The sequence below is a fragment of the Streptomyces sp. NPDC127595 genome (assembly GCF_042671685.1).
Taxonomy (GTDB): Bacteria; Actinomycetota; Actinomycetes; order Streptomycetales; family Streptomycetaceae; genus Streptomyces.
In genome coordinates this window covers 209,388-233,765 of the sequence record NZ_JBHXWK010000014.1, presented here as the reverse complement: position 1 = coordinate 233,765, position 24,378 = coordinate 209,388, and the positions used below count along the sequence as shown (strand labels likewise).

Here is a 24,378-nt window from a genome sequence, read left to right as displayed (position 1 = left end):
CGCGGGGGGGGCCGCCGCGCCGGGCCGGGCCCCCCCCCCCCGCGGACCCACCACGATCTTCTAGTCGACGTCCTCGCTGTCGATGCCCAGGCCCGGGAGCAGGCCCGGGAGGAGCGGCGGCAGGGTGACGTCCGGTTCACCGGTGGACGGGGTGCCCGTCGACGGCGTGGCGGAGCCGGTGGTGTCCTTGGGCGGTTCCAGGAGGCCGCCCGTGTTGCCGCCGAGCAGGCCGTCGTCCTCACTGTCCGAGGTGGACGGCTTGGGTTTGCCGCTGCTCTGGCTGCTGCCGGACGAGCCGCTGCCGCTGGTGGCGCTGGGTGCCGGCCGGTCCGTACCGGAGGAGGCGGTGGAGTCGGAGCTCGAGCCGCGGTGGCGGCCCGTGCCCTCCGGCGCGGGCGGCTGTGGCAGCAGCGAGCGCAGCGGGTCGACCTCTTCGTCTATGGCGTCGAACACCGACGAGACCTGGTCACTGACATCGCCGAGCTGCACGGGCAGCCGGTCGCGCAGTGCGCCCCAGGCTTCGCGGTGGGACTGCGAGAAGGCGGACAGGGCCTGGATGGGGCCGAGTGAGCCGTCCCGCTCATACGCCTCGTGCAGCAGTCGGTGGCCTTCGGCCGCGTCATGCTGCATGCCCGACAGGGCGCGGCGGATCTCGCCCAGGGACTCGTGGTCGAGCTGCCCGGACCGGCCGCGCTCCATCAGCCGGCGGGCCTCGCTGAGCCGGGTCGAGGCCTGGTCGAGATAGAGCTCGCCCCGGTCACTCTCTCCATGGGCCAGGCCCAGCTTGATGTCCTCCATGCCGCGCTTCAGCCCGTAGAGCGAGTCACCGGGGAGGGCGTCGGAGCTGGCAGCGGCCACGCCGCCGAAGGCTCCCGCGGCCACACCCACGGTGAGCCCGCCCGCGGCGAGCCCCTTCGACAGCCGGGAACGCGGTCGCAACTTCCCGAGCCCGGTCGCCCGGTGCGTGCCCCGGCCCCGGCGGGACCGCTGCTCGGGCACCGAAGGGCCCGGGCCCTGGCCTCCCGCGGCGGTGCCCTCCAGCAGCATGGCCTCCATCGCGGCGACGAGCTGGGCTCGCTGCACGACTTTGACCTCGGGGTCGAGCTCCGGTTTGGGCAGCTCGCCGAGACCGGTGGCCAGAGCCAACAGCAGGCCCTGATCGGTCTGTTCCGCAGCAGCCGGGGACGGTGCCGATCCATCGGGCTGCTCGGCCGCCGTGCCCTGGTCGGAATGCTCCTCCAGGGCCAGGGCGAAGGCGTTCGCCCGCCGGTGTGCCGATACGTTCGCGATCACTGGCGGCACCTCCTCTCATCATGACGGTCGACTCCCCAGGGGGTCCTGAGGGTTGCACTCCCTGACCACATCCACACGATCGAGTGACCGGTGGTGGCCGGGGAGTGACCACAGGGAGCCTGTATCCCGCACAACGAGCGTCGCGGCACTTGGGTTACGGACGACGGATGATCGGACCGCGAAGTCAACAGACTTTTACGGACGGTGAGTTGAGCGTCGCTGAGCGTGTGGGATCACTATGACTCCGCTCCCCCACCCATAAGGAGGGGGGCTTCCAACCCGAGGGTTGCGGTCCAGCCCGAACCGATGGCGTTTGTGCGGTGTACGGCGCTCAGCGGGCGTCGTCCGGAAGGAGCCGGGCCAGGGTGCGCACCGCCCGGTACTGGAGGGTCTTGATCGCGCCCTCGTTCTTGCCCATCACGCGGGCTGTCTCGGCGACCGAGAGCCCCTGGAGGAAGCGCAGGGTGACGCACTCCTGCTGCTGGGGATTGAGCCGTCGTACGGCGTCCAGCAGTGCCGTGTTCGACAACGACTCCAGGACGGCGTCCTCGGGGCTTCGCTCGACCTCGTTCGCGTCGAGCATCTCGCCGGTGGTCACTTCCAGCCGGAAGCGGCTGGACTTGAAGTGGTCGGCGACCAGGTTGCGGGCGATGGTCACCAGCCAGGCGCCGAAGTCGCGGCCCTGCCAGGTGAAGGTTCCGATGCGGCGCAGGGCGCGCAGGAACGTCTCGCTGGTGAGGTCTTCCGCGGTCGCCTTTCCGCCGACGCGGTAGTAGATGTAGCGGTACACGGTGTCGCTGTACTGGTCGTAGAGACGGCCGAACGCATCGGCCTCGCCCGCTTGGGCGCGCTCTACGAGTTCCATCATCCGGGCGCTGTCGCTGTCTGCGGCCGGGCGGCGGGCGGTGGTGGGTGAGCTCGAGCGGCCCCGTCTGCCGACCGCCGCGCTTCCGTCGGCCAGGGCGTAACAAGGGCCGACGGGCGCGGGGCCGGCGAAGGCGGGGACGGCGTACGCGGTGGGGACGAAGCCGCGCAAGCGGTCGAGGACCGTTGCGCGCAGCGTAGCCAGGCCCGAGGCGTCAACCCCGACGTGTGAGTACACGGGACTCCCAGAGGCAGAGCTTCCATCACGTTCAGTGCGGAACCGTTCACCCGTCGTAGCTATATAGGGGTGCCGGTTTGCGTCTGAGGAGAATAACGCTTCGTACAGGCAGCGCTACACCGAGTTGCACAAATCACCGGTTGCGTCGCTTCTGTTGCTTGTTGACGCCGATTCAAGTGCCGGACAGTGACCGTTTGTTGATCGTTTCGGTTCGTGTTCCGTTTGGGTGGGGGGCGTGTTGTGGCCGACTGTCGTTAACGGGACTGGCGGGGGCGTTGTGGGGGTAGGAGTGTGGGATTGCCGGGTTTCGGGTGTGTCATGAGCATCCGGAAGCGGGTCGGCTGGGGTGTGGGTTTGTTCGCCCCCTCCGCCCCTGCCCGTCCCTTGTTCCTGGGGGCTGCCGCCCCCAGACCCCCGCTGTCGGCCTGGACGGCCTCGTCCTCAAGCGCCGGACGGGCTGAAGATCTCCAGCGCCGGCCGGAGCTGAATACGCCGTCCCCGTGGGTGGGTGGGGGGTCGGGATGGCGCCGTTTCGTCCTCAAAGGCCGGACGGGCTGAAGGCCTCTAGCGTCGGCCGGAGCTGATTACGCCGTCCCCGTGGGTGGGTGGGGGTTGGCGATGGCGCCGTCTCGTCCTCGAGCACCGGACGGGCTGAAGATCTCTCGCCCGGCCGGGGCGCGGAAGCTGCCCCCCCCGTGGGTGGGGCATCGGGGTGGCGCCCCTCGTTCTCAACCGCCGGGGTCCCTATTGGTGGGGGGCGGGGTGGTCGTGCCTCGTCGTCGGGCGTCGGGCGTCGGGCGTCGGGCGTCGGGCTCGGGGTGACCCGGGGTGGGCTGAGTGGTGGGACCCCGGAATGGGCGTTAGCGGCGGCGGCGGTGTAGGGCGATTGCTGCTGCTGTGCCGCCTGCTACCGCGCCTACTCCTGCTGCGGCCGGGATGCCTACCTTGGCGGCTCTGCGGGCTGTGCGGTAGTCGCGTAGGCGCCATTCCAGTTTGCGGGCGTGCTTGCGGAGCTTGGTGTCGGGGTTGATGGCGTAGGGGTGGCCGACCAGGGAGAGCATGGGGATGTCGTTGTGGGAGTCGCTGTAGGCGGCGCAGCGGGAGAGGTCCAGGCCCTCGGCGGCGGCCAGGGCGCGTACCGCTTCTGCTTTCGCGGGGCCGTGCAGCGGCTCGCCGACCAGCTTGCCCGTGTAGACGCCGTTGACGGATTCGGCGACCGTGCCCAGGGCGCCGGTCAGGCCGAGGCGGCGGGCGATGACCGTGGCGATCTCGACGGGGGCGGCTGTGACCAGCCACACCTTCTGGCCGGCGGCCAGGTGTGCCTCGGCCAGCGCGCGGGTGCCGGGCCAGATCCGCTCCGCCATGTACTCGTCGTAGATCTCCTCGCCGATGGACATCAACTCGGCGACGCGGTGGCCCTTGACGATCGACAGGGCCGAGTCGCGGGCCTCCTGCATGTGCTCCGGGTCCTCGACGCCGGCCAGCCTGAACCACGCCTGCTGCCAGGCGAACCGGGCCAGATCGCGGGTCTCGAAGAACTTCCGCTTGTGCAGCCCGCGGCCGAAGTGGAAGATCGCGGCGCCCTGCATCACGGTGTTGTCGAGATCGAAGAAGGCGGCTGCCTTGTCGTCGCCGAGCACCGGAAAGTCCGGTTCGTCGGCAGGGACGCCAGGCGCGGCTTGCGCGAATTCCTCCAGCTCCTGGGAGGTTTTGCGCGCTGCCTCAGCCGAGGCCTCGCCTGCCAACACGCTCCGCGCGGTGGCGGAGCGCCTACGGGGAGTGAGCCATCCGAGAGCGGCCATGTCGTGAGCATAGCCAGTTTGTTCGGTGGTTCCGGAGTCGCGAGGATTCGAGGCTGTGAACTCTCCGCGACCGAGCCGTTAAAGAATCGATCCGGGCGGTGTGTCGGGGCGGGAGAATGGCTGTATGAGTTCCATGTTCCGGCGCCGTGGGCGTCGTACGGAGAGGGAGGCCGAGGCGGTGGCTGCCGGCACTGCTGGAGAGGCGCGGGTGGTCACTCTCATTCGGAAACCCGGGTGTCATCTGTGTGATGACGCACAGGAGGTGGTCGCGAGGGTCTGCGGTGAGCTCGGGGTGGTCTGGGAGCAGAAGGACATCAGCACGGACGAGGCGCTGTACCGCGAGTACTGGGAGCAGATCCCGGTTGTGCTGGTCGACGGCGCGCAGCACACGTTCTGGCGGGTGAACGAGGAGCGCCTTCGCAAAGCCCTCACATAGTGAAGGAGGGCGGGCGTGACCGCATCGTGGCCTGACTGCGTAGTCCAACTGGTCCGGAAAGTCGCCTAGGATCGACGGCGATTGGTCTCGGGGGCGGGATGCGTTGAGGAGAGTGTGCGGTTTTGCCCCCTTCAGGCGAGGATCGAAACTGCCTGCGCGCCGGTTTCATACCTGTGTGCCGGGCGTGCGTGACCCCGGTCACGTTGGCCGGGCAAATCGGACACCATCTTTGTGCACGCGTTCACAAAGACATAGCCTGCATTCGACGGGGCGGTCTAGGTACGTGTGACCGCCTGCAGCCCCGCGCTACCCGCAGGAGCACCGTGGCAACTGGCCGAACTCACCGACCGGCGACCCGCAGCCGAGGGATTCCCGAGGCCACCGTCGCCCGGCTTCCGCTGTACCTCCGAGCCCTCACCGCACTGTCGGAGCGCTCGGTACCCACGGTCTCCTCCGAGGAGCTCGCGGCCGCCGCCGGGGTCAACTCCGCAAAGTTGCGTAAAGACTTCTCCTACCTCGGCTCCTACGGGACGCGTGGTGTGGGATACGACGTTGAATATCTCGTGTACCAGATCTCCCGCGAGCTGGGCCTGACCCAGGACTGGCCGGTCGTGATCGTCGGTATCGGTAATCTCGGCGCCGCGCTGGCAAACTACGGTGGGTTTGCCTCCCGTGGGTTCCGGGTGGCCGCGCTGATCGACGCCGATCCCGAGATGTCGGGCAAGCAGGTCGCTGGGATCGCCGTGCAGCACAGCGACGGCCTGGAGAAGATCATCGACGAGAACGGCGTCTCCATCGGGGTCATCACCACCCCGCCGGGCGTCGCCCAGGCGGTCTGCGACCGGCTCGTCGCCGCAGGTGTCACCTCCATCCTCAACTTCGCGCCGACCGTTCTGGCCGTCCCTGACGGTGTCGACGTACGCAAGGTCGATCTCTCCATCGAGCTGCAGATCCTCGCCTTCCACGAGCAGCGCAAGGCCGGCGAGGAGGCCGAGGCGCAGGCCGCCGCCCTGCACCCGGCCACTCCGGAGAACACCGGCAAAGGGCCTGACGGGGATGTCCCCGCCGTGATGCCGGCATGAGTCTCCTCGTCGTGGGGCTGAGTCACCGCAGCGCTCCGGTCAGCGTCCTGGAGCGGGCCACGCTGTCCGCCGACGCGCAGGTCAAGCTGTTGCAGGACACCCTCGCCGCCGAGCCGGCCAGCGAGGCCGCCGTACTCGCGACCTGCAACCGGATCGAGCTGTACGCCGACGTGGACAAGTTCCACGCGGGCGTCGCCGAGCTGTCCACGCTCCTCGCCCAGCACAGCGGGGTCGGCCTGGACGAGCTCACTCCTTACTTGTATGTGCACTACGAGGACCGGGCCGTCCACCATCTGTTCTCGGTGGCCTGCGGCCTCGACTCGATGGTCGTGGGCGAGGGCCAGATCCTCGGCCAGATCAAGGACGCCCTCGCCACCGGGCAGGAACTGCAGACCGCGGGCCGGCTGCTGAACGACCTGTTCCAGCAGGCCCTGCGGGTCGGCAAGCGCGCCCACTCCGAGACCGGTATCGACCGCGCCGGCCAGTCCCTGGTCACCTTCGGCCTGGAGCAGCTGGCGTCCGGCGTCCCGGTCGACGCCTGGCTCAGGGGCAAGCGGGCGCTGGTCCTCGGCGCCGGCTCCATGTCCTCGCTGGCCGCCGCGACTTTGGCGCGTGCCGGGGTCGCCGAGGTCGTCGTCGCCAACCGCACGCTGGACCGCGCCGAGCGCCTCGCCCAACTGCTCGGAGAGCAGTATGGACAACGTCTCAGCGACAACGACGAAACGGGCGTGCTGGCCCGCGCGGTACCGATCAACTCGGTGCCGTTCGAACTGGCACGAGCCGATGTCGCCGTTTCCTGTACGGGGGCGACGGGGCTCGTCCTGTCGGCCGAGTCCGTCGCCGCCGCGATCGAGGGGCGTACGACGGAGCACGTGGTCCCCGGTGCGGATGCCGGCTCTCGCTCTTCGATGGCGGGCGACTCCGGTCGGACCGCTGTCCCGGGCGCCGACTCCGGTCGTACGCCGTCCGTATCGGGTGCCGATTCCGGTCGTACGACCGCTTCGGGCGCCGTACGGGACGCCCTTCCGCAGACGAGTGTCGGGACCGACGAAGGCTGCCCGCTCGACCTGTCCGCCGTGCAGACCACCGCCGGGTTCTCCGTGCTGGGTGAGGCTGCCGTCGCCGGGATGGGAGCGGCCGAGCTGGAACAGCACGCGGCCTGGGTGGACAAGGGCGATGTGGCGGGCCGGGCGCAGCGCACGGTGGTCACCGGTTCCGGTGCCGCGCAGGACAGCGCCGCCGGGTTCGCGGCTCTGTTCGACCCGGAGGGTGACGCCGACGCCATCGCCGCGCTGGCCGTGGCGGCCGCCACCGTGGGCCGGGTGCCCGAGCGTCGTAAGCCCGAGCCCGTCGCCGAGATCCCCCGGCCCGCTCCCGTCCTCTCGCTCCTCGACCTGGCGATGCCCCGTGACATCGACGCGGCCGTGCACCGGCTGCTCGGGGTGCGGCTCGTCGACATCGAGTCCCTCGCCGACGCGTCCGCGGACGCGCCGATGGCCGCCGACGTGGACCAGGTGAAACGGATCGTCTCCGACGAGGTGGCCGCCTTCGGTGCCGCCCTGCGGGCCGCGCACATCACCCCCACCGTCGTCGCGCTGCGGACCATGGCCGCCGATGTCGTCGCGGGCGAGATCGCGCGGCTGGACGGACGCCTGCCCGGCCTCGACGAGAAGCAGCGCGGAGAGATCACCCAGACCGTACGGCGCGTGGTGGACAAGCTGCTGCACGCGCCGACCGTACGGGTCAAGCAGCTGGCCGCGGAACCCGGCGGCGCCGGGTACGCGGACGCGCTGCGGACCCTGTTCGACCTGGACCCCGAGACGGTCGCCTCCGTCTCTCGGGCCGAGGAGAGCGACAGCAGCAGCAGCGAAAACGCCCAGCACGCAGAGAACACAGAGAACGCCGAGAACCGAGGGCGAGCATGAATAAGCAGGCTTTGAGGCTGGGGACCAGGCGGAGCAAACTCGCCATGGCCCAGTCCGGGCAGGTGGCGGACGCCGTGAGTCAGGTGACCGGACGGCCGGTCGAGCTCGTGGAGATCACGACGTACGGCGACACCTCCCGCGAGAACCTCGCGCAGATCGGCGGCACGGGGGTGTTCGTGACCGCGCTGCGCGACGCGCTGCTCGCCAAAGACGTCGACTTCGCCGTGCACTCCCTCAAGGATCTGCCGACCGGGCAGCCCGACGACCTGGCGCTGGCAGCCGTACCGCTGCGCGAGGACCCGCGTGACGTGCTCGTCGCCCGCGACGGCCTCACCTTCGCGCAGCTGGGGGACGGGGCGCGGATCGGTACCGGTTCGCCGCGCCGGATGGCCCAGTTGAACGCGTACGCGCGCAATCACGGGATGACGATCGAGACGGTCGCGATCCGGGGGAACGTCGACACCCGGATCGGGTATGTGCACAAGGGTGAGCTGGACGCCGTCGTGCTCGCCGCCGCCGGACTCGGTCGCCTCGGCCGGATCGAGGAAGTGACGGACTTCCTGTCCGTCGACACAGTTTTGCCCGCCCCCGGCCAGGGGGCACTGGCGATCGAGTGTGCCGCGGACAACGCGGACCTCGTCGCAGCGCTCGGCGAACTCGACGACCCGCTCAGCCGGGCCGCCGTGACCGCCGAACGGTCCCTGCTCGCCGCCCTGGAGGCCGGCTGCAGCGCACCTGTGGGTGCGTTCGCCGACCTGTTGGCCGACGGGCAGATTGTCAAGGAAATGCGCCTGCGCGGCGTCGTCGGCACGACCGACGGCTCGACGCTGGTGCAGTTGTCCACCACCGGTCCCGTGCCCGAGACGTACGACCAAGCAATGGCGCTCGGCCGTGAACTCGCTGCCGAGATGCTTGCCAAGGGCGCGGCCGGTCTGATGGGGGAGCGAGCACAGTGAGCCCCACCAACCTTCCCGCCGGTCCGGAACACGGGCACGTCACCTTCCTTGGTGCCGGACCCGGGGATCCGGGACTACTGACACTGCGCGCCGTCGAGGCGCTGGCGAACGCGGATGTTCTCGTCGCCGAGCACGAGGTGCTCGACGTCGTCCGCGCACACGCCAGACCGGGCGTCGCCGTACTGAATACGGATACCGAAACTGGTACAGGTACCCATGCGTCGCCCGTGGGCACGCCTTCTTCTGTGAGTGCGTACTCGGGTACAGGCACGCCTCAGCTAACGGTTGTTGACGGTTCGTCAACAACCGTTGGTGACCCCCTGTTGAGGGACGCTGCCAATCTTGTCATGACGGCCGCACGGGGCGGCAAGCGGGTCGTGCGTGCGGTGTCCGGGGACCCAGGACTAGATACGTACGCCGCGGAGGAAATGCTCGCCTGCGTTGCCGCGGGTATTACGTTCGAGGTCGTACCCGGCATCGCGGCCGCCGTCGGTGTGCCCGCCTACGCGGGTGTGCCGCTGCGGGACGCGCAGGGTGCGGATGTGCGGTTCGTCGACGCGCGGACGGCCTCCGACCGGTGCTGGACCGAGGTCGGGGCGTCGGATGGGACGGTCGTCGTCTCCTCGACGCTCGACTCGGTCGGTGCGGCTGCGGGTGAGCTGGTGGCCGCGGGCCGTAAGCCCGATACGCCGATGACCGTCACCATCGCCGGTACGACGACCCGTCAGCGGACGTGGGCCGCCACCCTCGGGACCATCGCGCTGACGCTGAAGCAGGCGAAGGTGCTGCCTTCTCCGGAGGGTCACCGCCCGGTGATAGCCGTGGTCGGTGAGCGTTCCGCCGCCGCCCAGCGCGACCAGTTGTCGTGGTTCGAGTCCAAGCCGCTGTTCGGCTGGAAGGTCCTCGTGCCGCGCACGAAGGAGCAGGCGGTCTCGCTCTCCGACCAGCTGCGGTCGTACGGGGCCGTGCCGCACGAGGTGCCGACGATCGCCGTCGAACCGCCGCGGACGCCCCAGCAGATGGAGCGCGCGGTCAAGGGCCTTGTCACCGGCCGCTACGAGTGGATCGCCTTCACCTCGGTGAACGCGGTGAAGGCGGTGCGGGAGAAGTTCGAGGAGTACGGGCTCGACGCGCGTGCCTTCGCCGGCATCAAGGTGGCGGCGGTGGGCGAGCAGACGGCCAAGGCGCTGGTCGCCTTCGGCGTGAAGCCGGACCTGGTGCCGAGCGGGGAGCAGTCCGCCGCCGGGCTGCTGGAGGACTGGCCGCCGTACGACCCGGTGTTCGATCCGATCGACCGGGTGTTCCTGCCGCGGGCCGACATCGCCACCGAGACGCTGGTCGCGGGGCTCATCGAGCTGGGCTGGGAGGTCGACGACGTCACGGCCTACCGGACCGTGCGGGCGTCCCCGCCGCCGGTCGAGACGCGCGAGGCGATCAAGGGCGGCGGTTTCGACGCCGTGCTCTTCACCTCGTCCTCCACCGTCCGGAACCTGGTCGGTATCGCGGGCAAGCCGCACAACGTGACGGTGATCGCCTGTATCGGGCCCGCCACCGCGAAGACGGCCGAGGAGCACGGCCTGCGGGTCGACGTGATGGCTCCCGAGCCGTCTGCGCTCAAGCTGGCCGAGGCGCTCGCGGACTTCGGGCTGCGGCGTCGCGCGGCGGCCACGGAGGCGGGGGATCCCGTCACCCGGCCCAGCGAGCGGCGGCCGGGGTCTCGGCGGCGGCGTACGACGTAATCACGTTTTACGTGTGGTGGGCGCCCGTAGCTGCTTGTGCGGCTGCGGGCGTCCCTGCGTTCGCGCTCATGCCGGCTGTGGGCGTTCCTGTGTTCGCGCTCATGCGGCTGTGGGCGTTCCTGTGTTTGCGCCCATGCCGGCTGTGGGCGTCACTGCGTTCGTACTCATGCGGCTGTGGGCGTCACTGCGTTCGTACTCGTGCGGCTGTGGGCGTCACTGCGTTCGCGCTCATGCGGCTGCGGGCCTCACCGCGTGGCCGAAGCGCAGGAGGTTCGCCGGGTCGTAGGTGGCCTTGGCGGCGCGGAGGCGGGTGTAGACCTCGGGGGTCCAGGCGCGGGCGCGGTCGGTCTCGTCTCCGGGGACGCCATGGATGTTGACCATGGTCCTGCCCGTGCCGTACGGCGCCATCGCGGCGTTCAGCGCGATCGTGGCCGTCTCGACCGCCGCGGCGGCCTCAGGTCCCGCCAGCACACCGACCGTCTCCAGCAGGTACGCCGCGTCACGTGCGCAGACCGCGTCCTCGACGGCGGCGGGGCGGGCCAGTTCGCCGCCCATGTGACGCAACTCGACGAGCAGGAGCGGGTAGTCGGCGGGGGCTGCCGGGCCCACGTGGTCCAGGAAGGTCCGTACGGCGTCGGGGGTCAGGTCGCGCAGCAGGGCGCACGACTCCCTTGCGGGGAGCGGGTCCTGCGGCTCCGCGTAGACCTGGTCCACGGCCGTGTAGTCCATCTCCGCCACCGTGTCGACGACCACCGGCGCCGCCTCGCGGATCGGGGCCAGCAGGCGTTCGCCCTCCGCCGGGTCACCGGTCCAGATGGCCGCGACCCGGGCCCAGAAGCCGCCGCGCAGGGGTTCGGGGATCTCCGGGAGCGGGGGCAGGCGCAGGATCGTGAACGCCGTGCACATCTGCGGGGGCAGGGTCGGGGTCCAGGCGGTGTAGGCGTTCAGCAGGGCCTCCGCGTGTTCGCCGGGGCAGTAGATTCCGCCGCCGAGGACGCGGGAGAGCGGGAGCAGGTCGCAGACCAGTTCCGTCACCACGCCGACGTTGCCCTTGCCGCCGCGCAGCGCCCAGAAGAGCTCGGGTTCGTGGTCGGCGTCCGTCTCGTGGAGCGTTCCGTCGGGCGTGACGACCTGGAAGGAGCGGACGTGGTCGGCCGCGTAGCCGTACGCCCGGCCGAGCACCGGAAGGCCCCCGCCCAGCGTGTAGCCGACGACACCGACGTCCGTGGACGAGCCGTTCAGGGCCGCCAGTCCGTGCGGTGCGGCCGCCTCCAGGACCTGGCGCCACTTCGCTCCCGCGGCGACCCTCGCGGTGCGCTCGGTCGCGTCGACGCGTACGTCCGTCATACGGGCGGTGTTGATCAACAGGCCATTCTCGACGGGGAAGTTCGCGCCGTGACCGGTGGCCTGTACGGCGACGGGGGTGCCGGTGGCGGCCGCCCAGCGCAGCGCGGCCACGACGTCGTCGGTACCGGTCGCGCCGACGACCAGGTCGGGGGTGTGGCGGGCGGCCAGGTTGAAGCCGGTGACCTCGTCGGCGTAGTCCGGGTCGCCCGGGCGTAGCACCGGGCCGCGGATGTCGGACAGGGCGAAGAGGTCGGGGGTGGCGTGAGGGTGGTGCGGGGCGGGGGCGGTCATCGCGTCCTCCTTGAGCGCGGGCCGGGCGGGGCGGTCGGGCGGCGCGGGGAGGGTCGGCGGCGGTTCTGTTCGGGCGTCGTGTGCGGGGGCGTGTGTGTGCGTGTGCGGGTGCGGGTTTGCCGGCCTGTGGTGTGCCGGGCCGCTGCACGCGGCGGGAGCGGGGCCGTCGGGGTCCTCGGTGCGGATTGGTGTTGTGGGGTGTTGTTCGGGGGCTCTGTTCTCGGGCCCTGTTCTCGGGCCCTCTTTCCAGCATGGACCCGTGCTGGGTGGGTCGCATGCGGGGCCGTCCTCGGGTCGGGGCCGGGGGCCGGTACATCCGCCCGTCGCCGCCGGATCAGACGTCGGCTGAGTGGAGACGGGTCCGGTGACGCGAACGTACGCGACGGGCATTTGATGTACCGGCCCCCGGCCCCTTCCGCCGGTGGGCGGCTTTCCGCATCAGTTCCGGCCAGGGATGGTCTTCCGGCCCGTGCGGTGTTTGAGGACGAGGCCCCCTTGGGGCCCTTGGGGGTCTCAGCCTGGCTGGTCATCCGGTTCGGGGGCTTGCTGTGGTGGACCCTGGTCCCGGGGCGGTGGGGAGTGGGTGGCTGTTGGCGCCGACGGCTCGTCGGCAAAGGGGGTGTGGGGGCGGGCGTAGCGTAGGTGTATGACGACGTACGGATCCTTTCCCGGTACGCGGCCGCGGCGTCTGCGGACCAATGTGGCCATGCGGCGCATGGTCGCCGAGACTCGGCTGCATCCCGCTGACTTCATCCTTCCGGCCTTCGTGCGGGAAGGTATCGGCGAGCCCGTGCCGATCGCGGCTATGCCGGGCGTCGTGCAGCACACCCGGGACAGCCTGAAGAAGGCGGCCGCGGACGCGGTGGCTGCCGGGATCTCCGGGATCATGCTCTTCGGGGTGCCCGAGGACTCGAAGAAGGACGCGGTCGGTACGCCGGGCACCGATCCGGACGGGATCCTTCAGGTGGCGTTGCGTGATGTGCGGGCCGAGGTCGGTGACGAGCTGCTGGTCATGTCCGACCTTTGTCTGGACGAGACCACCGACCACGGTCACTGCGGGGTGCTCGACGCCGAGGGCCGTGTGGACAACGACGCCACCCTTGAGCGGTACGCCGAGATGGCGCAGGTGCAGGCGGACGCGGGAGCCCATGTGGTGGGCCCCAGCGGGATGATGGACGGCCAGATCGGCGTCGTCCGTGACGCCCTCGACCAGATCGGCCGGGAGGACGTCGCGATCCTCGCCTACACCGTCAAGTACTCCTCCGCCTTCTACGGCCCCTTCCGGGAGGCCGTGGGCTCCTCGCTCAAGGGTGACCGCAAGACGTACCAGCAGGATCCGGCGAACGCCCGGGAAGCCCTGCGGGAGCTGGCGCTCGACCTCGAAGAGGGCGCCGACATGGTGATGGTGAAGCCGGCGGGGCCCTACCTGGACATCCTCGCGCGCGTCGCGGACGCCGTGGACCTGCCCGTGGCCGCCTACCAGATCTCCGGCGAGTACTCGATGATCGAGGCCGCCGCCGAGAAGGGCTGGATCGACCGGGACAAGGCCATCCTGGAGTCGCTGACGGGGATCAAGCGGGCCGGGGCGCGGAACATCCTGACGTACTGGGCCACCGAGGTTGCGCAGCGGCTGTGCTGAGGTGCGCAGGAGCCGCCTTCACCTGGTGACGGCGAGGCGGGCGTTGCCGCTTTCGCCGTCGGTTCGGGGGCTTAGGAAGGCTTACGCCGCGGTGCTGCCGAGGGCGGAGACGATCTTCCGGTTGCCGTCGCGTTGAACCGCCGTGACGGCAAGCGTCTCAGCGGGAGACGTGCGCGGTGAAGGCCGACCAGGCTTCCGGTGAGGCGGTGAAGGTGGGGCCGTCCTCCGGGTTCTTGGAGTCGCGGATGTGGATGGCGTGGGGGCAGGTGGCGACCTCTACGCACTGGCCGCCTTCGCTGCCGCTGTAGCTGGACTTGCGCCAGGCGTAGGCGACTTCGAGGCACTGGCCGCCCTCGTCGCCGCTGTAGCTCGACTTGAACCACTCAAGTGCGGTGCTCATTTGTCTCCTAGCAGACGGTCTAGCAGGCCCTTCGACTCCTGGGGAGACAGGGCCTGTGACCGCAGCATCGCATATTTGCGCGCCAGGATGGACACCTCGTCGGGGTCCGAAACCCACTGGCTGCCGCGTTGGCTCTCGGTGTAGGTGAGGTGCTGGTGGTCGGGTGTCTCCAGGAGGGTGAAAGGGCCGTCCAGGCCGGCGTGCGAGGGCGTGTTCATCGGCAGGAACTGGAGGGCCAGGCCGGGGAGTTCGGCGCGCTCGCGCAGGTGGCGGAGCTGGTCGCGGCGGGTTTTCGAGCCGCCGACGCCGAGGTGGAGCACCGGCTCCCACACGATGAAGCTCAGCGTCGGCGGACACTTGCGGTGCAGGATCTCCTGGCGTTCCACGCGGGCCGCCGTCTTGGTCTCGATCTCGTCCTCGTCGAACGCCGGGATGCGCTCGCGCAGGACGGCGCGGGCGTACGCCTCGGTCTGGAGGAGACCGGGTACGACGGCGTTGTCGAACCAGGACAGCGCGATGGCCTCGCGCTCGTGCAGCATGTACTGCTCGGCGAACAGCGGGAACTGGTCGATCTCCGGCATGTTCGTGACCCCGGCCAGCAACAGCCCCTTCGTGTCGAGGAGTTGGTCCAGGGTCTCGGCGAGGTCCGGCAGGAGCGGCCTTCTGCCCTGCTCGATCGACGCGATCGACTCCTCGTCGGCGAGGACCGCCTCGCCGAGGGTGCGCTGGGTGTAGCCCGCCGCCCTGCGGGCGGTCTGCATCTGCGCGCCGACCATCCGCATGGCGGAGAGGTTCTTCTTCCGTGGCTGCTTCTTGGCGTTCATGCCGGACTAACTCCCCCACAGGCGCCCGTACCGACCCGTCCGAACCCGTACAAATTCTGAGTACGGGTTTACTCACTGATCCACGGTAGTGACTTTGCGCGACATTCGTCCCGTGAACGAGACAACCCAACTGCCTTGTCAGCGCGAGCGCTTCTACCGTCGCGACCGCCGATCCGTTCCCGCTGCCAGGCGGTTCACCTGCGAGGCGCTGGCCGACTGGGGATTGGCCCAGGCCGACCGCACCGACGACGTGTTGCTGTGCGTGAGTGAGCTCGCCACCAACGCGTTGGTGCACGGGGTGCCGCCCGGACGGGGGTTCCAGCTGTGTCTGCGGTACGAGGGGGACGTACTGCGGGTTGAGGTGCACGACGGCGGGCCCGGTGCCCCGCGGATCGCGGACGACGCGGATGAGGGCGGGCGGGGGCTGCTGCTCGTCGCCGCGCTCAGCGACAAGTGGGGGGTGGCGGAGCGGGACCCCGGGAAGGTGGTGTGGTGCGAGTGGGAAGCGGGGGCCACTGGCGAGGACGGCCGGACGGGCCCCCGGCCTGGCCCTCTGACCAGGCTTGGCTCCTGACCCGGCGGTGCTGCGGCAGGAGGTGGCGTACGTCCCCGGTGTGCCGTTCTACGCGGCCGAGCCCGACCGGCCGACGCTGCGGCTGTGCTTCGTGACGCAGACACCGGAGGAGATCGAGGAGGGGCTGCGGCGGTTGGGGGCGGGGCTGGCCTCCGGCCGGCGAGCCCCTGCCTCCTCAACTCCCCGAGTCACCAGGCGAGGGCGTCCGCCATGACCGACTGCCAGTACGTGACGGTGATCGTGTCGTCGATCCACACGCCCTTCGCGGGGAGCGAGGGGTGGGCCGCGTCTCCCGTGCTGTTGTTCAGGAGGACGGCGAGGGTCTTGGCCGTGTAGCCGTTGGAGCCGCTGCCGTCCGCGCTCGACAGGAGCACGCTCGCGTAGCCCGACTCGCCGGGGGCCAGGGTGACCACTGCCTGCGGCTTGGAGTCCTCGAAGGCCGGCGGGACCGACTGGGCGTCGGTGAAGCGGACTGCCGGGTAGCCGATGAGGTTGCAGTTGCCCGAGCCGGTGTTGGTGACGGTGAGGAGCATGTGGTTCAGGGGGCGGGAGACCTCTGTGGCGGTCGTACGGGTGGTGGTGCTGGTGCAGCGGGCGGAGGTGGGGACCGAGTCCTTCGAGCCCGAGGTGCCCGAGGAGCCCGAGGTGCCTGCGGAGTCCTTTGAACCCGTGGAGCCCGTCGAGCCCGCGGAGTCCGGGGCCTTCGTGGCGTCCGTCGTGCCGTCGGCGGCCTGGTCGGCTCCCGTGGACGTTCCCTCGTTCTCCTTGGTCGGCGAGGGCGACGGCTTGGCGGTCGTGACGGGCGAGTCCGTGGCCGAGGAGATCGCCGAGGCGCCCTCGTCCTTGACGCCCTCTCCGTTGTTGCATGCCGCCAGCGTCAGCGTGACGACCGTGATCGCGGCGGCGGCGAGCATACGGGTGCGGGAGTTGCGTGCGGACATGGTGGATCCCCCTGATGTGGAACGGGTGTGGATGCAGGCCGGTCGACCGGGTGCCGGGAGCGGCGTGCTTGGATGACCACAGCTTGTGCGGCGATCCGTCCCAGCCGCCACGGCCGCCGGGGTATCCGGGATGCTGGAACGCTCGCAGGGCTCTGACCTGGGGGAATACTGTTCCCCTGGAACGCGTATCTGGGACGCGGGGAAGTGAGGAACGGTGGCGGGGGACGAGTTCTCGGAGCTGCTGGGACAGTTGAAGCAGCGCTCCGGGCTCAGTTACGGAGTGCTGGGGAAGCGGCTCCACATGAGCGCGTCGACCCTTCACCGGTACGTCAACGGGGACGCCGTACCGACGGACTACGCACCCGTGGAACGGTTGGCCCGGGTGTGCAAGGCCACCCCCGACGAACTGGTGGAGCTGCATCGGCGCTGGGTGCTGGCCGATGCCCGGCGGGGGCAGAAGGGTGTCGGGGGGCCGGCCCCCGCCGGGGCGGGGGCCGGGGCGGCGTCCGCGATTGCCGAACCGACTGCTGAACCGGTTGGCGGGGCCGGAGTTGACTCCGAGCCCGGGGCCGGAGTGGGAGTTGGGCCGGAGGACGGGGCTCTCCCGGCGGGCGAGCGTGGCGTCGGGCCGGACGCGCCTGTGGCGTCTGTGGTGCCCGTGCCGCGGCGTCGCCGTACCGTCGTCCTTGCCGGTGTCGCCGTCGCCGCTGCCGTGGTGTCGGCCGCGCTCGTGGTGAACCTTGTGCCCGGCGGGGGCGATGACGGTCAGGGGCGGAAGCAGTCCGTGGGGGCCGCCGCTCCGGAGTCCGTCGCCGCCGGTTCCGGTGATTCCGGTGAATCGCCGGGCTCGAAGGGGGAGCCGGTCTCGCCGGCCGTCTCGGGGGACAGCACCCCGACGGCCTCCAACTCCAACTCCACCTCCGCGCAGCCAGGCAGTGGGGCCGGGGCGGCTCCGGACGCCGTGGACGAGGACGGCGCCTCCGCGCCCACGGTCGCGGCCAACCCGTACAAGTGGGAAGACCCGTGCAGCCAGCACTACCTGGTGAACCAGAAGGCCGAGCAGGTGCCGCCGCCGCCGAACGAGTCTGAGGCGCGTGGGTGGGTCACCGCGCTCGGCGGGGTCGCCGGCGGACAGCAGATGCTCGCGCTGACCGTGCAGGGCACAGGGAAGGCCACCGTCGTACTGGAGGCGATGCATGTGCGCGTGGTGACGAAGAACGCGCCGCTCGCCTGGAACGACTTCGAGATGGGCTTCGGCTGCGGGGGCAGCGTGGAAACGAAGTCGTTCGTCGTGGACCTGGACGCCGGAAGTCCCACCGTCGAGACCAAGGCCGGGCAGCGGGACTTCCCCTACAAGGTCAGTGAGTCCGAGCCCGAGGTCTTCTATGTGTTCGCGAACTCCAAGGCCCACGACATGAGTTGGTACCTGGAGCTGGACTGGTCCAGCGGAACCAACAAGGGCACGGTCCGCATCGACGACAACGGCAACCCGTTCCGGACGAGCGGGAACGTGGGGCGGCCCGCGTACGACTATCCGCTGGGCGACTCCGAGTGGTGGAGGAACGAGTACGAGCCCAACATCAAGGGCTGACCGTCGAGTCCGGGTCCGGCCCCCCGGGTGTCAGTCCCACCAGAACGACCACACCTTCTGGTCGAGGACTTCGTGTGCGGCGTACGCCCGCAGCGTCTCGTGGTGGCCCTGGGTGATGTTGTCCGGGCAGAACGCGAAGTGCTCGGCGGCGACTGCCTCCGCCTCGGCCGTGGTGGTGGGCGGGGCCGCGACCGACAGGACGAGCTGGTCGCAGGTGAGGGCGACCACGCGGATGCCGAAGCGGTCCTCCCAGGAGCGGAGCACGGCGCACAGGCGGGCCACGTCCCCCTCGTAGTTCATTGGACCCGACCAGCCGATCGCCGCCGGGATGTCCGCGCTGCGGCGGGCCGGGACCAGGGCGAGGCGCGCGTCTTTCAGCCACGAGCCGCTGTCCGCGAGGGAGTCGGCGATCTCGGCGGCGCGCGTGTCCGGGTCGGTGTCCGGCGTGGTGGCGGAGGCGAGGCCCGGCCACCCGGAGCCGTAGGGCGCGACCGTCTCTTCGTACGTGTCGGGCTCGCCGAAGGTCTCGACGACGACTGCCTTGCCCGGGTAGTCCTCGTCCGGGTCGGGCGCGTCCGCCGCGTACTCCTCCCAGAACTCCGTCAGCACCTCCTCGGCGTCGTGATCCCCGGGGTACGACGCCCAGCCCGGCGTCAACCCCCAGTCGTCCACGGCTCCTTGGTCGCCGCCGACGTCTATGAGGAGGGGGAGCAGGCCGGAGGTCCGGCGGGCGGGCTCCAGCGCCGACCAGGCTCCGGGAGCCGCGGGGCCCTCGGCGTGCCAGAGCAGCGGCTCGTGCCACGAGCCCTCATCAGTCGCGTCGATCAGTCGCCCCGACGGGAGTTCAAGCCCGAGCGCGCGCCCGCTCGGGTCGGCCGCCAGCGTGGGCAGCGGGTTGGGAAGTGTCGCCATGGCCCTGACTTTAGGGGCAGCCACTGACAACGGGGCGGGGGGCCCAGATGACTTGGATGACCTGGGTGCCCCGGTGGCTCTAACTCCAGCTCGGCGACGGCCCGGACCGCTGCTCGAAGGGCACGGGCCGGCCCGTGTACGCGTCGAGCAGGACCCGGTCGCCGAGCGCCCGGTCCACTTCCACCGTCACCTTCTCGATGTGCATGGCGGAATCGCAGGGACCGTCCTTCGTTCCGACGACCGACGCCGACAGCACCACGCTGCCGTCCGTCTCCAGCACGTCCACCGCAGGACCGTCGTCGCAGGATCCGTGGCCGACCAGGACCTTGAGGGACCGGCCGTCCTCGGCCGTCTCGGACAGCCCCTGGAGGGGCGTCAGTTCGGCGCTGCTCAGGTGGCTCGCCCGGCCGGCCGGCTCGATCGGCGGTGCGGGAAGTTTCGAAGGGCGCACCGCGGCCCGCTTGAGCGGTGCGTCGTAGCCCTCCAGGGTGAACAGCCAGGCCGGGACGGTCGCCGGGCCACGGCTGGTGGCCAGCGTCATCTCGCCCAGCTCCGCCCCGGTCACCGTCAGGGGTGGACCGCCGTCGCCGCCGCGGTCCACCGACTCGTACGCCTTCTGCGCCCCCGTCAGCGGCAGCGTGACCGAGCCCCCGCTCGCCCACTTCACCTGCCCGTCCTTGTCCGGGGCCGCGGGGAGCCTGCCGCGCAGGGCGTAGTTCGCGACCTGGTACGCCTGCTTGTCGGCGTCGTTGCGGAAGCCGCCCTCGGGCGGCTGGACCCAGTCCCCCATCGGGTAGTAGCCCGCCAACCACACCTCGGCGGCCTGCGATCCGTCCCAGGCCTCGGCGACCTCACGAGCGCGGCCGTCCGGCTGCGGAGCCGAGGCCGCCCGGGTCTTCTCGTCGCTCTTCGCGTTGTTCTTCTCGTTGCTCTTTCCGTCACCGCAGCCGGCGACAGCTCCGGCTCCGGCGGTGAACAGGGCCAGCACGATGAGCAGACGAGCGGTGCGTGTGGTCTTCCTGCGGGTGTTTTCCGAGCGCATGGGGTCCCCCGGGGACTGGCGGTGACGAGTGGAGTGTTCGTACCGTCCCTGTGACGTACGGCCCCCGGGTCGCGTTCGTCGCATTCCGTCGGCGCCTGCGCTTGTGGCCGCATCGTGACGGCAAGGGCCGGAAAAACCGGGCGGCCCCCGGTACCTGAACAACCGGGGGCCGCGCCGGTGAACGCCCTTGGGCGCTCGGAGTGGGTCAGAGGCGCTCGGGGGTCCTGATCCCCAGCAGCGCCATGCCCTGCTGGAGCGTGCGGGCCGTGAGGTCCACGAGGAACAGCCGGTTCTCGACGAGCTCCGGCGGGTTCTCGTCGCTCAGGACCTGGCACTTGTCGTAGAACGTGGTCAGCAGCGAGGCGAGCTGGTAGAGGTACGACGCCAGCTTGTGCGGCTCATAGCCCTCGGCCACCTCGGCGAGCGTCTCGCCGAACCGGTCCAGGTGCAGACCCAACTCCCGCTCGGCCGACACCAGTTCCAGCTCCGGATGCGCCACCGGGCGCGCCTCGCCCGCCTTGCGCAGGATCGACTGGATACGGGCGTACGCGTACTGCAGGTACACCGACGTGTCGCCGTTCAGCGACACCATCTGGTCCAGGTCGAACTTGTAGTCCCGGACCGCGGAGGTGGAGAGGTCCGCGTACTTCACGGCGCCGATACCGACGTACCGGCCGTTCTCCTCGATCTCCTGCTCGCTCAGGCCCACCTTCTCGGCCTTCTCGCGTACGACGGCCGTGGCGCGGTCGATCGCCTCGTCCAGCAGGTCGACCAGCCGGATCGTCTCGCCCTCACGGGTCTTGAACGGCTTGCCGTCCTTGCCGAGGACCGTGCCGAAGGCCAGCTGGTGCGCCTTGACGTCGTCGCTCAGCCAGCCGGCCCTGCGCGCGGTCTCGAAGACCATCTTGAAGTGCAGGGACTGCCGGGCATCCACGACGTACACGAGCGCCGACGCCTTCAGGTTGAAGACACGGTCCCTGATCGCGGAGAGGTCCGTCGCCGCGTAGCCGTAGCCGCCGTCCGACTTCTTCACGATCAGCGGGGTCGGGTTGCCGTCCGGGCCCTTGACGTCGTCGAAGAACACGCAGAGCGCGCCGTCCGAGCGGACCGCCACGCCCGACTCCTCCAGGAGGCGGCACGTCTCGTCCAGCATGTCGTTGTAGCCGGACTCGCCGACCACGTCCGCGTCGCGGATCTCCATGTCCAGCTTGTCGAAGACCGAGTAGAAGTAGATCTTCGACTCGTCCACGAACTTCTGCCAGGCCGCGAGCGTCTTCGGCTCGCCCGCCTGGAGGTCCACCACCCGGCGCCGCGCACGCGTCTTGAACTCCTCGTCGGAGTCGAAGAGCTTGCGGGCCGTCTTGTAGAGCCGGTCGAGGTTCGACATGGCTTCTTCGCCGGTGACTTCGGCGTCCTTGTGGTCCAGCTCGTGCGGGTGCTCGTCCAGATACTGGATGAGCATGCCGAACTGGGTGCCCCAGTCGCCGATGTGGTGCCTGCGGACGACGGTCTCGCCGACGAACTCCAGGATCTGGACCACCGCGTCGCCGATCACCGCGGAGCGGAGGTGGCCTACGTGCATTTCCTTCGCCACGTTCGGCTGGGCGTAGTCGATGACCGTGGTGCCCGGGTTGTCCGTGAACGGGACGCCGAGGCGGGCGCCGTCCGCGTAGCGCTCCGCGAGGTTCTCGGTGATCGCCCTGTCGGTGATCGTGATGTTCAGGAAGCCGGGTCCGGAGACCTCGATGTCCTTGATCACGTCGCCGGTCGTGATCCGCTCCACGACCTGCGTCGCCAGCTCACGCGGGTTCGCCTTCGCCTTCTTCGCGAGGGCGAGGATTCCGTTGGCCTGGAAGTCCGCTCGCTCGCTTCGGCGCAGCAGCGGGTCCGCGGAACCGGCCTCCGGCAGGGCTGCCGAGAGGGCGTCCGCGAGGCGCTGATGGACGGAAGCGGTGAGGGACGTGACCGGGGCCATGTGAGTGTGTGCCGTTCTCCTCGAGGAATCAGATAGACCCACCCAGTATCCCATGGGGGGACAAGGGGATTTCTCGGGTGAGGGGTGTGCGGGGGGTGCCCCGCCGTGGGCGTGGAACCGGGTTTATTTCGCCCCCTCCGCCCCTGCCCGTCCCTTGTTCCTGGGGGCTGCCGCCCCCAGACCCCCGCTTCGGCCTGGACGGCCTCGTCCTCAAACGCCGGACGGGCTGAAAGATCTACCCCGGCCGGGGTAGAAGGGTGCCGCCCCCATGGGTGGGTGGGGGATCGGGATGGTGCCCGTCGTCCTTGAACGGTGGGCGGGCTGGAAGATCTACCCCGGGCGGGGTTGAAGGGTGCCGTCTCCGTGGGTGGGTGGGGGATCGGGATGGCGGCTGTCGTCCTCGGACGGTGGGCGGGCTGGAAGATCTACCCCGGGCGGGGTTGAAGGGTGCCGTCTCCGTGGGTGGGTGGGGGATCGGGATGGCGGCTGTCGTCCTCGGACGGTGGGCGGGCTGGAAGATCTCCAGCGTCGGTGGGGGTGGAGGGGTCCACCTCATTGAAAAGCGGTTTTCGTGGATGGCCTTCGAGCTGGGAGAATGGGGGCGTCAGCCGTGTGAGTCTGCCGGCTGGTTCCGGAGGAACTTCGAGAAAGAGGACGTGCCGATCGTGGCTCAGAGTGCCGAGACCACCGACTGGGTCTCCCGTTTCGCGGATGAGGTCATCGAGGAGTCGGAGCGTCGGGCCCCCGGCGCAGTGACATCAGTCGCTACCGCTCCGGTGGTCGTCGTCGCGTCCGGGCTCTCGCCCTCCGGCCCGATCCACCTCGGGAACCTTCGGGAGGTCATGACGCCGCACCTGGTCGCGGACGAGATCCGGCGGCGCGGTCACGTCGTACGCCACCTGATCTCCTGGGACGACTACGACCGCTACCGCAAGGTCCCGGCCGGTGTCCCCGGTGTCGACGAGTCCTGGTCGCAGCACATCGGCAAGCCGCTGACCTCCGTGCCGGCCCCCAAGGGCTCGGAACACCCCAACTGGGCCGAGCACTTCAAGGCCGCGATGACCGCGTCGCTCGCCGAGCTGGGCGTGGAGTACGAGGGGATCAGCCAGACCGAGCAGTACACCTCGGGCACCTATCGCGAACAGGTTCTCTTCGCGATGAAGCACCGCGGTGACATCGACGCGATCCTCGAGCAGTACCGCACCAAGAAGGGCCCGGCGAAGAAGCAGGGGCAGAAGCCCGTCGACGAGGCCGAGCTGGAGGCCGCGGAGGGCTCCGGCGCCGCCGCCGAGGACGACGGCAGCTCGGACGCCGGGTACTTCCCGTACAAGCCCTACTGCGGGCGGTGCGAGAAGGACTTCACCACCGTCACCGCCTACGACGACGACAGCACCGAGCTGACGTACACCTGCTCGTCCTGCGGTTTCTCCGAGACCGTCCTGCTGAACGAGTTCAACCGCGGCAAGCTGGTCTGGAAGGTCGACTGGCCCATGCGCTGGGCCTACGAAGGTGTCGTCTTCGAGCCGAGCGGGGTCGATCACTCGTCCCCCGGCTCCAGCTTCCAGGTCGGCGGCCAGATCGTCGGGATCTTCGGCGGCAAGCAGCCGATCGGGCCGATGTACGCCTTCGTCGGCATCAGCGGCATGGCCAAGATGTCCAGTAGCAAGGGCGGGGTGCCCACCCCGGCCGACGCCCTCCAGATCATGGAACCGCAGCTGCTGCGCTGGCTCTACGCCCGCCGCCGCCCCAACCAGTCCTTCAAGATCGCCTTCGACCAGGAGATCCAGCGGCTCTACGACGAGTGGGACAAGCTCGCGGGCAAGGTCGCCGACGGTTCCGTGCTCCCGGCGGACGCCGCCGCGTACACGCGCGCGGTGGGCACGGCCGCCGGTGAGCTTCCCCGGACGCCCCGCCCGATGCCGTACCGCACCCTCGCCTCCATCGCCGACATCACCGCCGGCGCCGAGGACCAGACCCTGCGGATCCTCACCGAACTCGACCCGCAGAACCCGCTCACCTCGCTCGACGAGGTCCGGCCGCGGCTCGACAAGGCCGAGACCTGGATCAACACGCAGGTCCCGGCGGAGGAGCGCACCGTCGTCCGCGACGAGCCCGACACGGACCTTCTGAAGTCCCTCGACGACCAGGGGCGCGAGTCCCTGCGCCTGCTGCTCGACGGACTCGACGCCAACTGGTCCCTCGACGGCCTGACCCAGCTCGTCTACGGCGTCCCCAAGGTCCAGGCCGGCTTCCCCGCCGACGCCACCGCCAAGGAACTCCCGCCCGAGATCAAGGTCGCCCAGCGCACCTTCTTCGCACGCCTCTACCACCTGCTGGTCGGCCGCGACACCGGCCCGCGCCTGCCTACGCTGCTGCTGGCCGTGGGGCAGGAGAGGGTGCGCCGCCTCCTCGGGGAGTAGACCCGGACGCGATACGACGACGGGGGCGGCCCCGGCGCAAAGGGCCCCGGCCCCCCCCGCGGCGGCTAGAGGGATCCCGGGGCCCCC

The 24,378-nt window shown here is 70.3% G+C and carries 19 protein-coding genes and 1 pseudogene; 10 read left to right on the top strand and 10 right to left on the bottom strand.

The features are described 5' to 3' along the window. Window positions 1-60: 60 nt before the first annotated feature. From ACFVKT_RS35025 to ACFVKT_RS35015, 3 genes are all read right to left on the bottom strand, one after another. A complete protein-coding gene (locus ACFVKT_RS35025; RefSeq protein WP_385739175.1) occupies window positions 61-1,293 on the bottom strand; it encodes a DUF5667 domain-containing protein in 1,233 nt (410 codons plus the stop codon). Window positions 1,294-1,624: 331 nt separating this feature from the next. Next, the gene (locus ACFVKT_RS35020; RefSeq protein WP_385739172.1) at window positions 1,625-2,395 is read right to left on the bottom strand and encodes an ECF subfamily RNA polymerase sigma factor, BldN family; all 771 of its coding nucleotides are present in this window, start codon (window positions 2,393-2,395) and stop codon (window positions 1,625-1,627) included. An 860-nt stretch (window positions 2,396-3,255) separates the two neighbouring features. Beyond that, the gene (locus ACFVKT_RS35015) at window positions 3,256-4,197 is read right to left on the bottom strand and encodes an HAD family hydrolase (protein WP_385739169.1); all 942 of its coding nucleotides are present in this window, start codon (window positions 4,195-4,197) and stop codon (window positions 3,256-3,258) included. Between the two features lie 124 nt (window positions 4,198-4,321). Between ACFVKT_RS35015 and ACFVKT_RS35010 the strand changes: the two genes are divergently transcribed. The 5 genes from ACFVKT_RS35010 (at window position 4,322) to ACFVKT_RS34990 (ending at window position 10,335) form a co-directional block, all read left to right on the top strand. Further along, on the top strand, window positions 4,322-4,633 hold the full coding sequence (locus ACFVKT_RS35010; RefSeq protein WP_385739166.1) for a glutaredoxin family protein: 312 nt from the start codon (window positions 4,322-4,324) through the stop codon (window positions 4,631-4,633). Between the two features lie 323 nt (window positions 4,634-4,956). Then, complete coding sequence (locus ACFVKT_RS35005; RefSeq protein ID WP_385739163.1) at window positions 4,957-5,715, top strand: redox-sensing transcriptional repressor Rex; 759 nt, start codon at window positions 4,957-4,959, stop codon at window positions 5,713-5,715. Next, on the top strand, window positions 5,712-7,640 hold the full coding sequence (locus ACFVKT_RS35000; RefSeq protein WP_385739160.1) for a glutamyl-tRNA reductase: 1,929 nt from the start codon (window positions 5,712-5,714) through the stop codon (window positions 7,638-7,640). Before ACFVKT_RS35005 ends, ACFVKT_RS35000 begins: the two co-directional genes overlap by 4 nt. Beyond that, on the top strand, window positions 7,637-8,596 hold the full coding sequence (gene hemC / locus ACFVKT_RS34995) for a hydroxymethylbilane synthase (RefSeq protein WP_385739157.1): 960 nt from the start codon (window positions 7,637-7,639) through the stop codon (window positions 8,594-8,596). The genes ACFVKT_RS35000 and hemC overlap by 4 nt, the downstream gene beginning before the upstream one ends. Continuing rightward, window positions 8,593-10,335, top strand: a complete 1,743-nt coding sequence (locus ACFVKT_RS34990; protein ID WP_385739154.1) for a uroporphyrinogen-III synthase — start codon at window positions 8,593-8,595, stop codon at window positions 10,333-10,335. The genes hemC and ACFVKT_RS34990 overlap by 4 nt, the downstream gene beginning before the upstream one ends. Before the next feature lie 228 nt (window positions 10,336-10,563). On the opposite strand, the gene ACFVKT_RS34985 is transcribed toward ACFVKT_RS34990, so the two are convergent. After that, window positions 10,564-11,973, bottom strand: coding sequence for an FAD-binding oxidoreductase (locus ACFVKT_RS34985; protein ID WP_385739151.1), 1,410 nt, complete (start codon window positions 11,971-11,973; stop codon window positions 10,564-10,566). 646 nt (window positions 11,974-12,619) lie between these two features. Between ACFVKT_RS34985 and hemB the strand changes: the two genes are divergently transcribed. Beyond that, window positions 12,620-13,612, top strand: a complete 993-nt coding sequence (gene hemB, locus ACFVKT_RS34980; protein ID WP_385739148.1) for a porphobilinogen synthase — start codon at window positions 12,620-12,622, stop codon at window positions 13,610-13,612. Window positions 13,613-13,769: 157 nt separating this feature from the next. On the opposite strand, the gene ACFVKT_RS34975 is transcribed toward hemB, so the two are convergent. Continuing rightward, on the bottom strand, window positions 13,770-14,012 hold the full coding sequence (locus tag ACFVKT_RS34975; protein ID WP_385739145.1) for a DUF397 domain-containing protein: 243 nt from the start codon (window positions 14,010-14,012) through the stop codon (window positions 13,770-13,772). Next, complete coding sequence (locus tag ACFVKT_RS34970; RefSeq protein WP_385739142.1) at window positions 14,009-14,836, bottom strand: Scr1 family TA system antitoxin-like transcriptional regulator; 828 nt, start codon at window positions 14,834-14,836, stop codon at window positions 14,009-14,011. The genes ACFVKT_RS34975 and ACFVKT_RS34970 overlap by 4 nt, the downstream gene beginning before the upstream one ends. A 112-nt stretch (window positions 14,837-14,948) precedes the next feature. On the opposite strand from ACFVKT_RS34970, the gene ACFVKT_RS34965 reads away from it, so the two are divergent. Beyond that, the gene (locus tag ACFVKT_RS34965; protein WP_385739139.1) at window positions 14,949-15,410 is read left to right on the top strand and encodes an ATP-binding protein; all 462 of its coding nucleotides are present in this window, start codon (window positions 14,949-14,951) and stop codon (window positions 15,408-15,410) included. 1 nt (window position 15,411) lies between these two features. Next, window positions 15,412-15,624, top strand: a pseudogene (locus ACFVKT_RS34960) (hypothetical protein); the annotation flags it as partial. Here the strand turns inward: ACFVKT_RS34960 and ACFVKT_RS34955 are convergent. Further along, window positions 15,599-16,351, bottom strand: coding sequence for a DUF4232 domain-containing protein (locus ACFVKT_RS34955; RefSeq protein ID WP_385739136.1), 753 nt, complete (start codon window positions 16,349-16,351; stop codon window positions 15,599-15,601). The pseudogene ACFVKT_RS34960 and the gene ACFVKT_RS34955 overlap by 26 nt on opposite strands. Before the next feature lie 214 nt (window positions 16,352-16,565). Here ACFVKT_RS34955 and ACFVKT_RS34950 point away from each other — a divergent pair, with 214 nt between their 5' ends. Beyond that, the gene (locus ACFVKT_RS34950) at window positions 16,566-17,942 is read left to right on the top strand and encodes a helix-turn-helix domain-containing protein (protein ID WP_385739133.1); all 1,377 of its coding nucleotides are present in this window, start codon (window positions 16,566-16,568) and stop codon (window positions 17,940-17,942) included. 30 nt (window positions 17,943-17,972) lie between these two features. Here the strand turns inward: ACFVKT_RS34950 and ACFVKT_RS34945 are convergent, their stop codons facing one another. The 3 genes from ACFVKT_RS34945 to argS all read right to left on the bottom strand — a co-directional run bounded on the left by ACFVKT_RS34945 (window position 17,973) and on the right by argS (window position 21,871). Continuing rightward, window positions 17,973-18,854, bottom strand: a complete 882-nt coding sequence (locus ACFVKT_RS34945) for a DUF4253 domain-containing protein (RefSeq protein WP_385739130.1) — start codon at window positions 18,852-18,854, stop codon at window positions 17,973-17,975. A gap of 79 nt (window positions 18,855-18,933) precedes the next feature. Continuing rightward, window positions 18,934-19,896 (bottom strand): hypothetical protein, encoded by a 963-nt coding sequence (locus ACFVKT_RS34940; RefSeq protein ID WP_385739127.1) that lies wholly within the window; start codon window positions 19,894-19,896, stop codon window positions 18,934-18,936. A gap of 205 nt (window positions 19,897-20,101) precedes the next feature. Beyond that, window positions 20,102-21,871 (bottom strand): arginine--tRNA ligase, encoded by a 1,770-nt coding sequence (gene argS, locus ACFVKT_RS34935; RefSeq protein WP_385739124.1) that lies wholly within the window; start codon window positions 21,869-21,871, stop codon window positions 20,102-20,104. A 656-nt stretch (window positions 21,872-22,527) separates the two neighbouring features. Between argS and lysS the strand changes: the two genes are divergently transcribed. Next, window positions 22,528-24,291 carry a lysine--tRNA ligase gene (gene lysS / locus ACFVKT_RS34930; RefSeq protein ID WP_385739121.1) on the top strand — a complete coding sequence of 588 codons (1,764 nt, stop codon included), beginning with the start codon at window positions 22,528-22,530 and terminating at the stop codon, window positions 24,289-24,291. Window positions 24,292-24,378 lie beyond the last annotated feature (87 nt).

What these genes read in the sequence shown, in the direction of transcription:
- ACFVKT_RS35010 (WP_385739166.1), top strand. Translation starts at nt 4,322, where the DNA reads ATGAGTTCCATGTTCCGGCGCCGTGGGCGTCGTACGGAGAGGGAGGCC.
- ACFVKT_RS35000 (WP_385739160.1), top strand. Translation starts at nt 5,712, where the DNA reads ATGAGTCTCCTCGTCGTGGGGCTGAGTCACCGCAGCGCTCCGGTCAGC.
- hemC (WP_385739157.1), top strand. Translation starts at nt 7,637, where the DNA reads ATGAATAAGCAGGCTTTGAGGCTGGGGACCAGGCGGAGCAAACTCGCC.
- ACFVKT_RS34955 (WP_385739136.1), bottom strand. Translation starts at nt 16,351, where the DNA reads ATGTCCGCACGCAACTCCCGCACCCGTATGCTCGCCGCCGCCGCGATC.
- argS (WP_385739124.1), bottom strand. Translation starts at nt 21,871, where the DNA reads ATGGCCCCGGTCACGTCCCTCACCGCTTCCGTCCATCAGCGCCTCGCG.
- ACFVKT_RS34975 (WP_385739145.1), bottom strand. Translation starts at nt 14,012, where the DNA reads ATGAGCACCGCACTTGAGTGGTTCAAGTCGAGCTACAGCGGCGACGAG.
- hemB (WP_385739148.1), top strand. Translation starts at nt 12,620, where the DNA reads ATGACGACGTACGGATCCTTTCCCGGTACGCGGCCGCGGCGTCTGCGG.
- ACFVKT_RS34985 (WP_385739151.1), bottom strand. Translation starts at nt 11,973, where the DNA reads ATGACCGCCCCCGCCCCGCACCACCCTCACGCCACCCCCGACCTCTTC.
- ACFVKT_RS35015 (WP_385739169.1), bottom strand. Translation starts at nt 4,197, where the DNA reads ATGGCCGCTCTCGGATGGCTCACTCCCCGTAGGCGCTCCGCCACCGCG.
- ACFVKT_RS34940 (WP_385739127.1), bottom strand. Translation starts at nt 19,896, where the DNA reads ATGCGCTCGGAAAACACCCGCAGGAAGACCACACGCACCGCTCGTCTG.
- ACFVKT_RS34970 (WP_385739142.1), bottom strand. Translation starts at nt 14,836, where the DNA reads ATGAACGCCAAGAAGCAGCCACGGAAGAAGAACCTCTCCGCCATGCGG.
- ACFVKT_RS34945 (WP_385739130.1), bottom strand. Translation starts at nt 18,854, where the DNA reads ATGGCGACACTTCCCAACCCGCTGCCCACGCTGGCGGCCGACCCGAGC.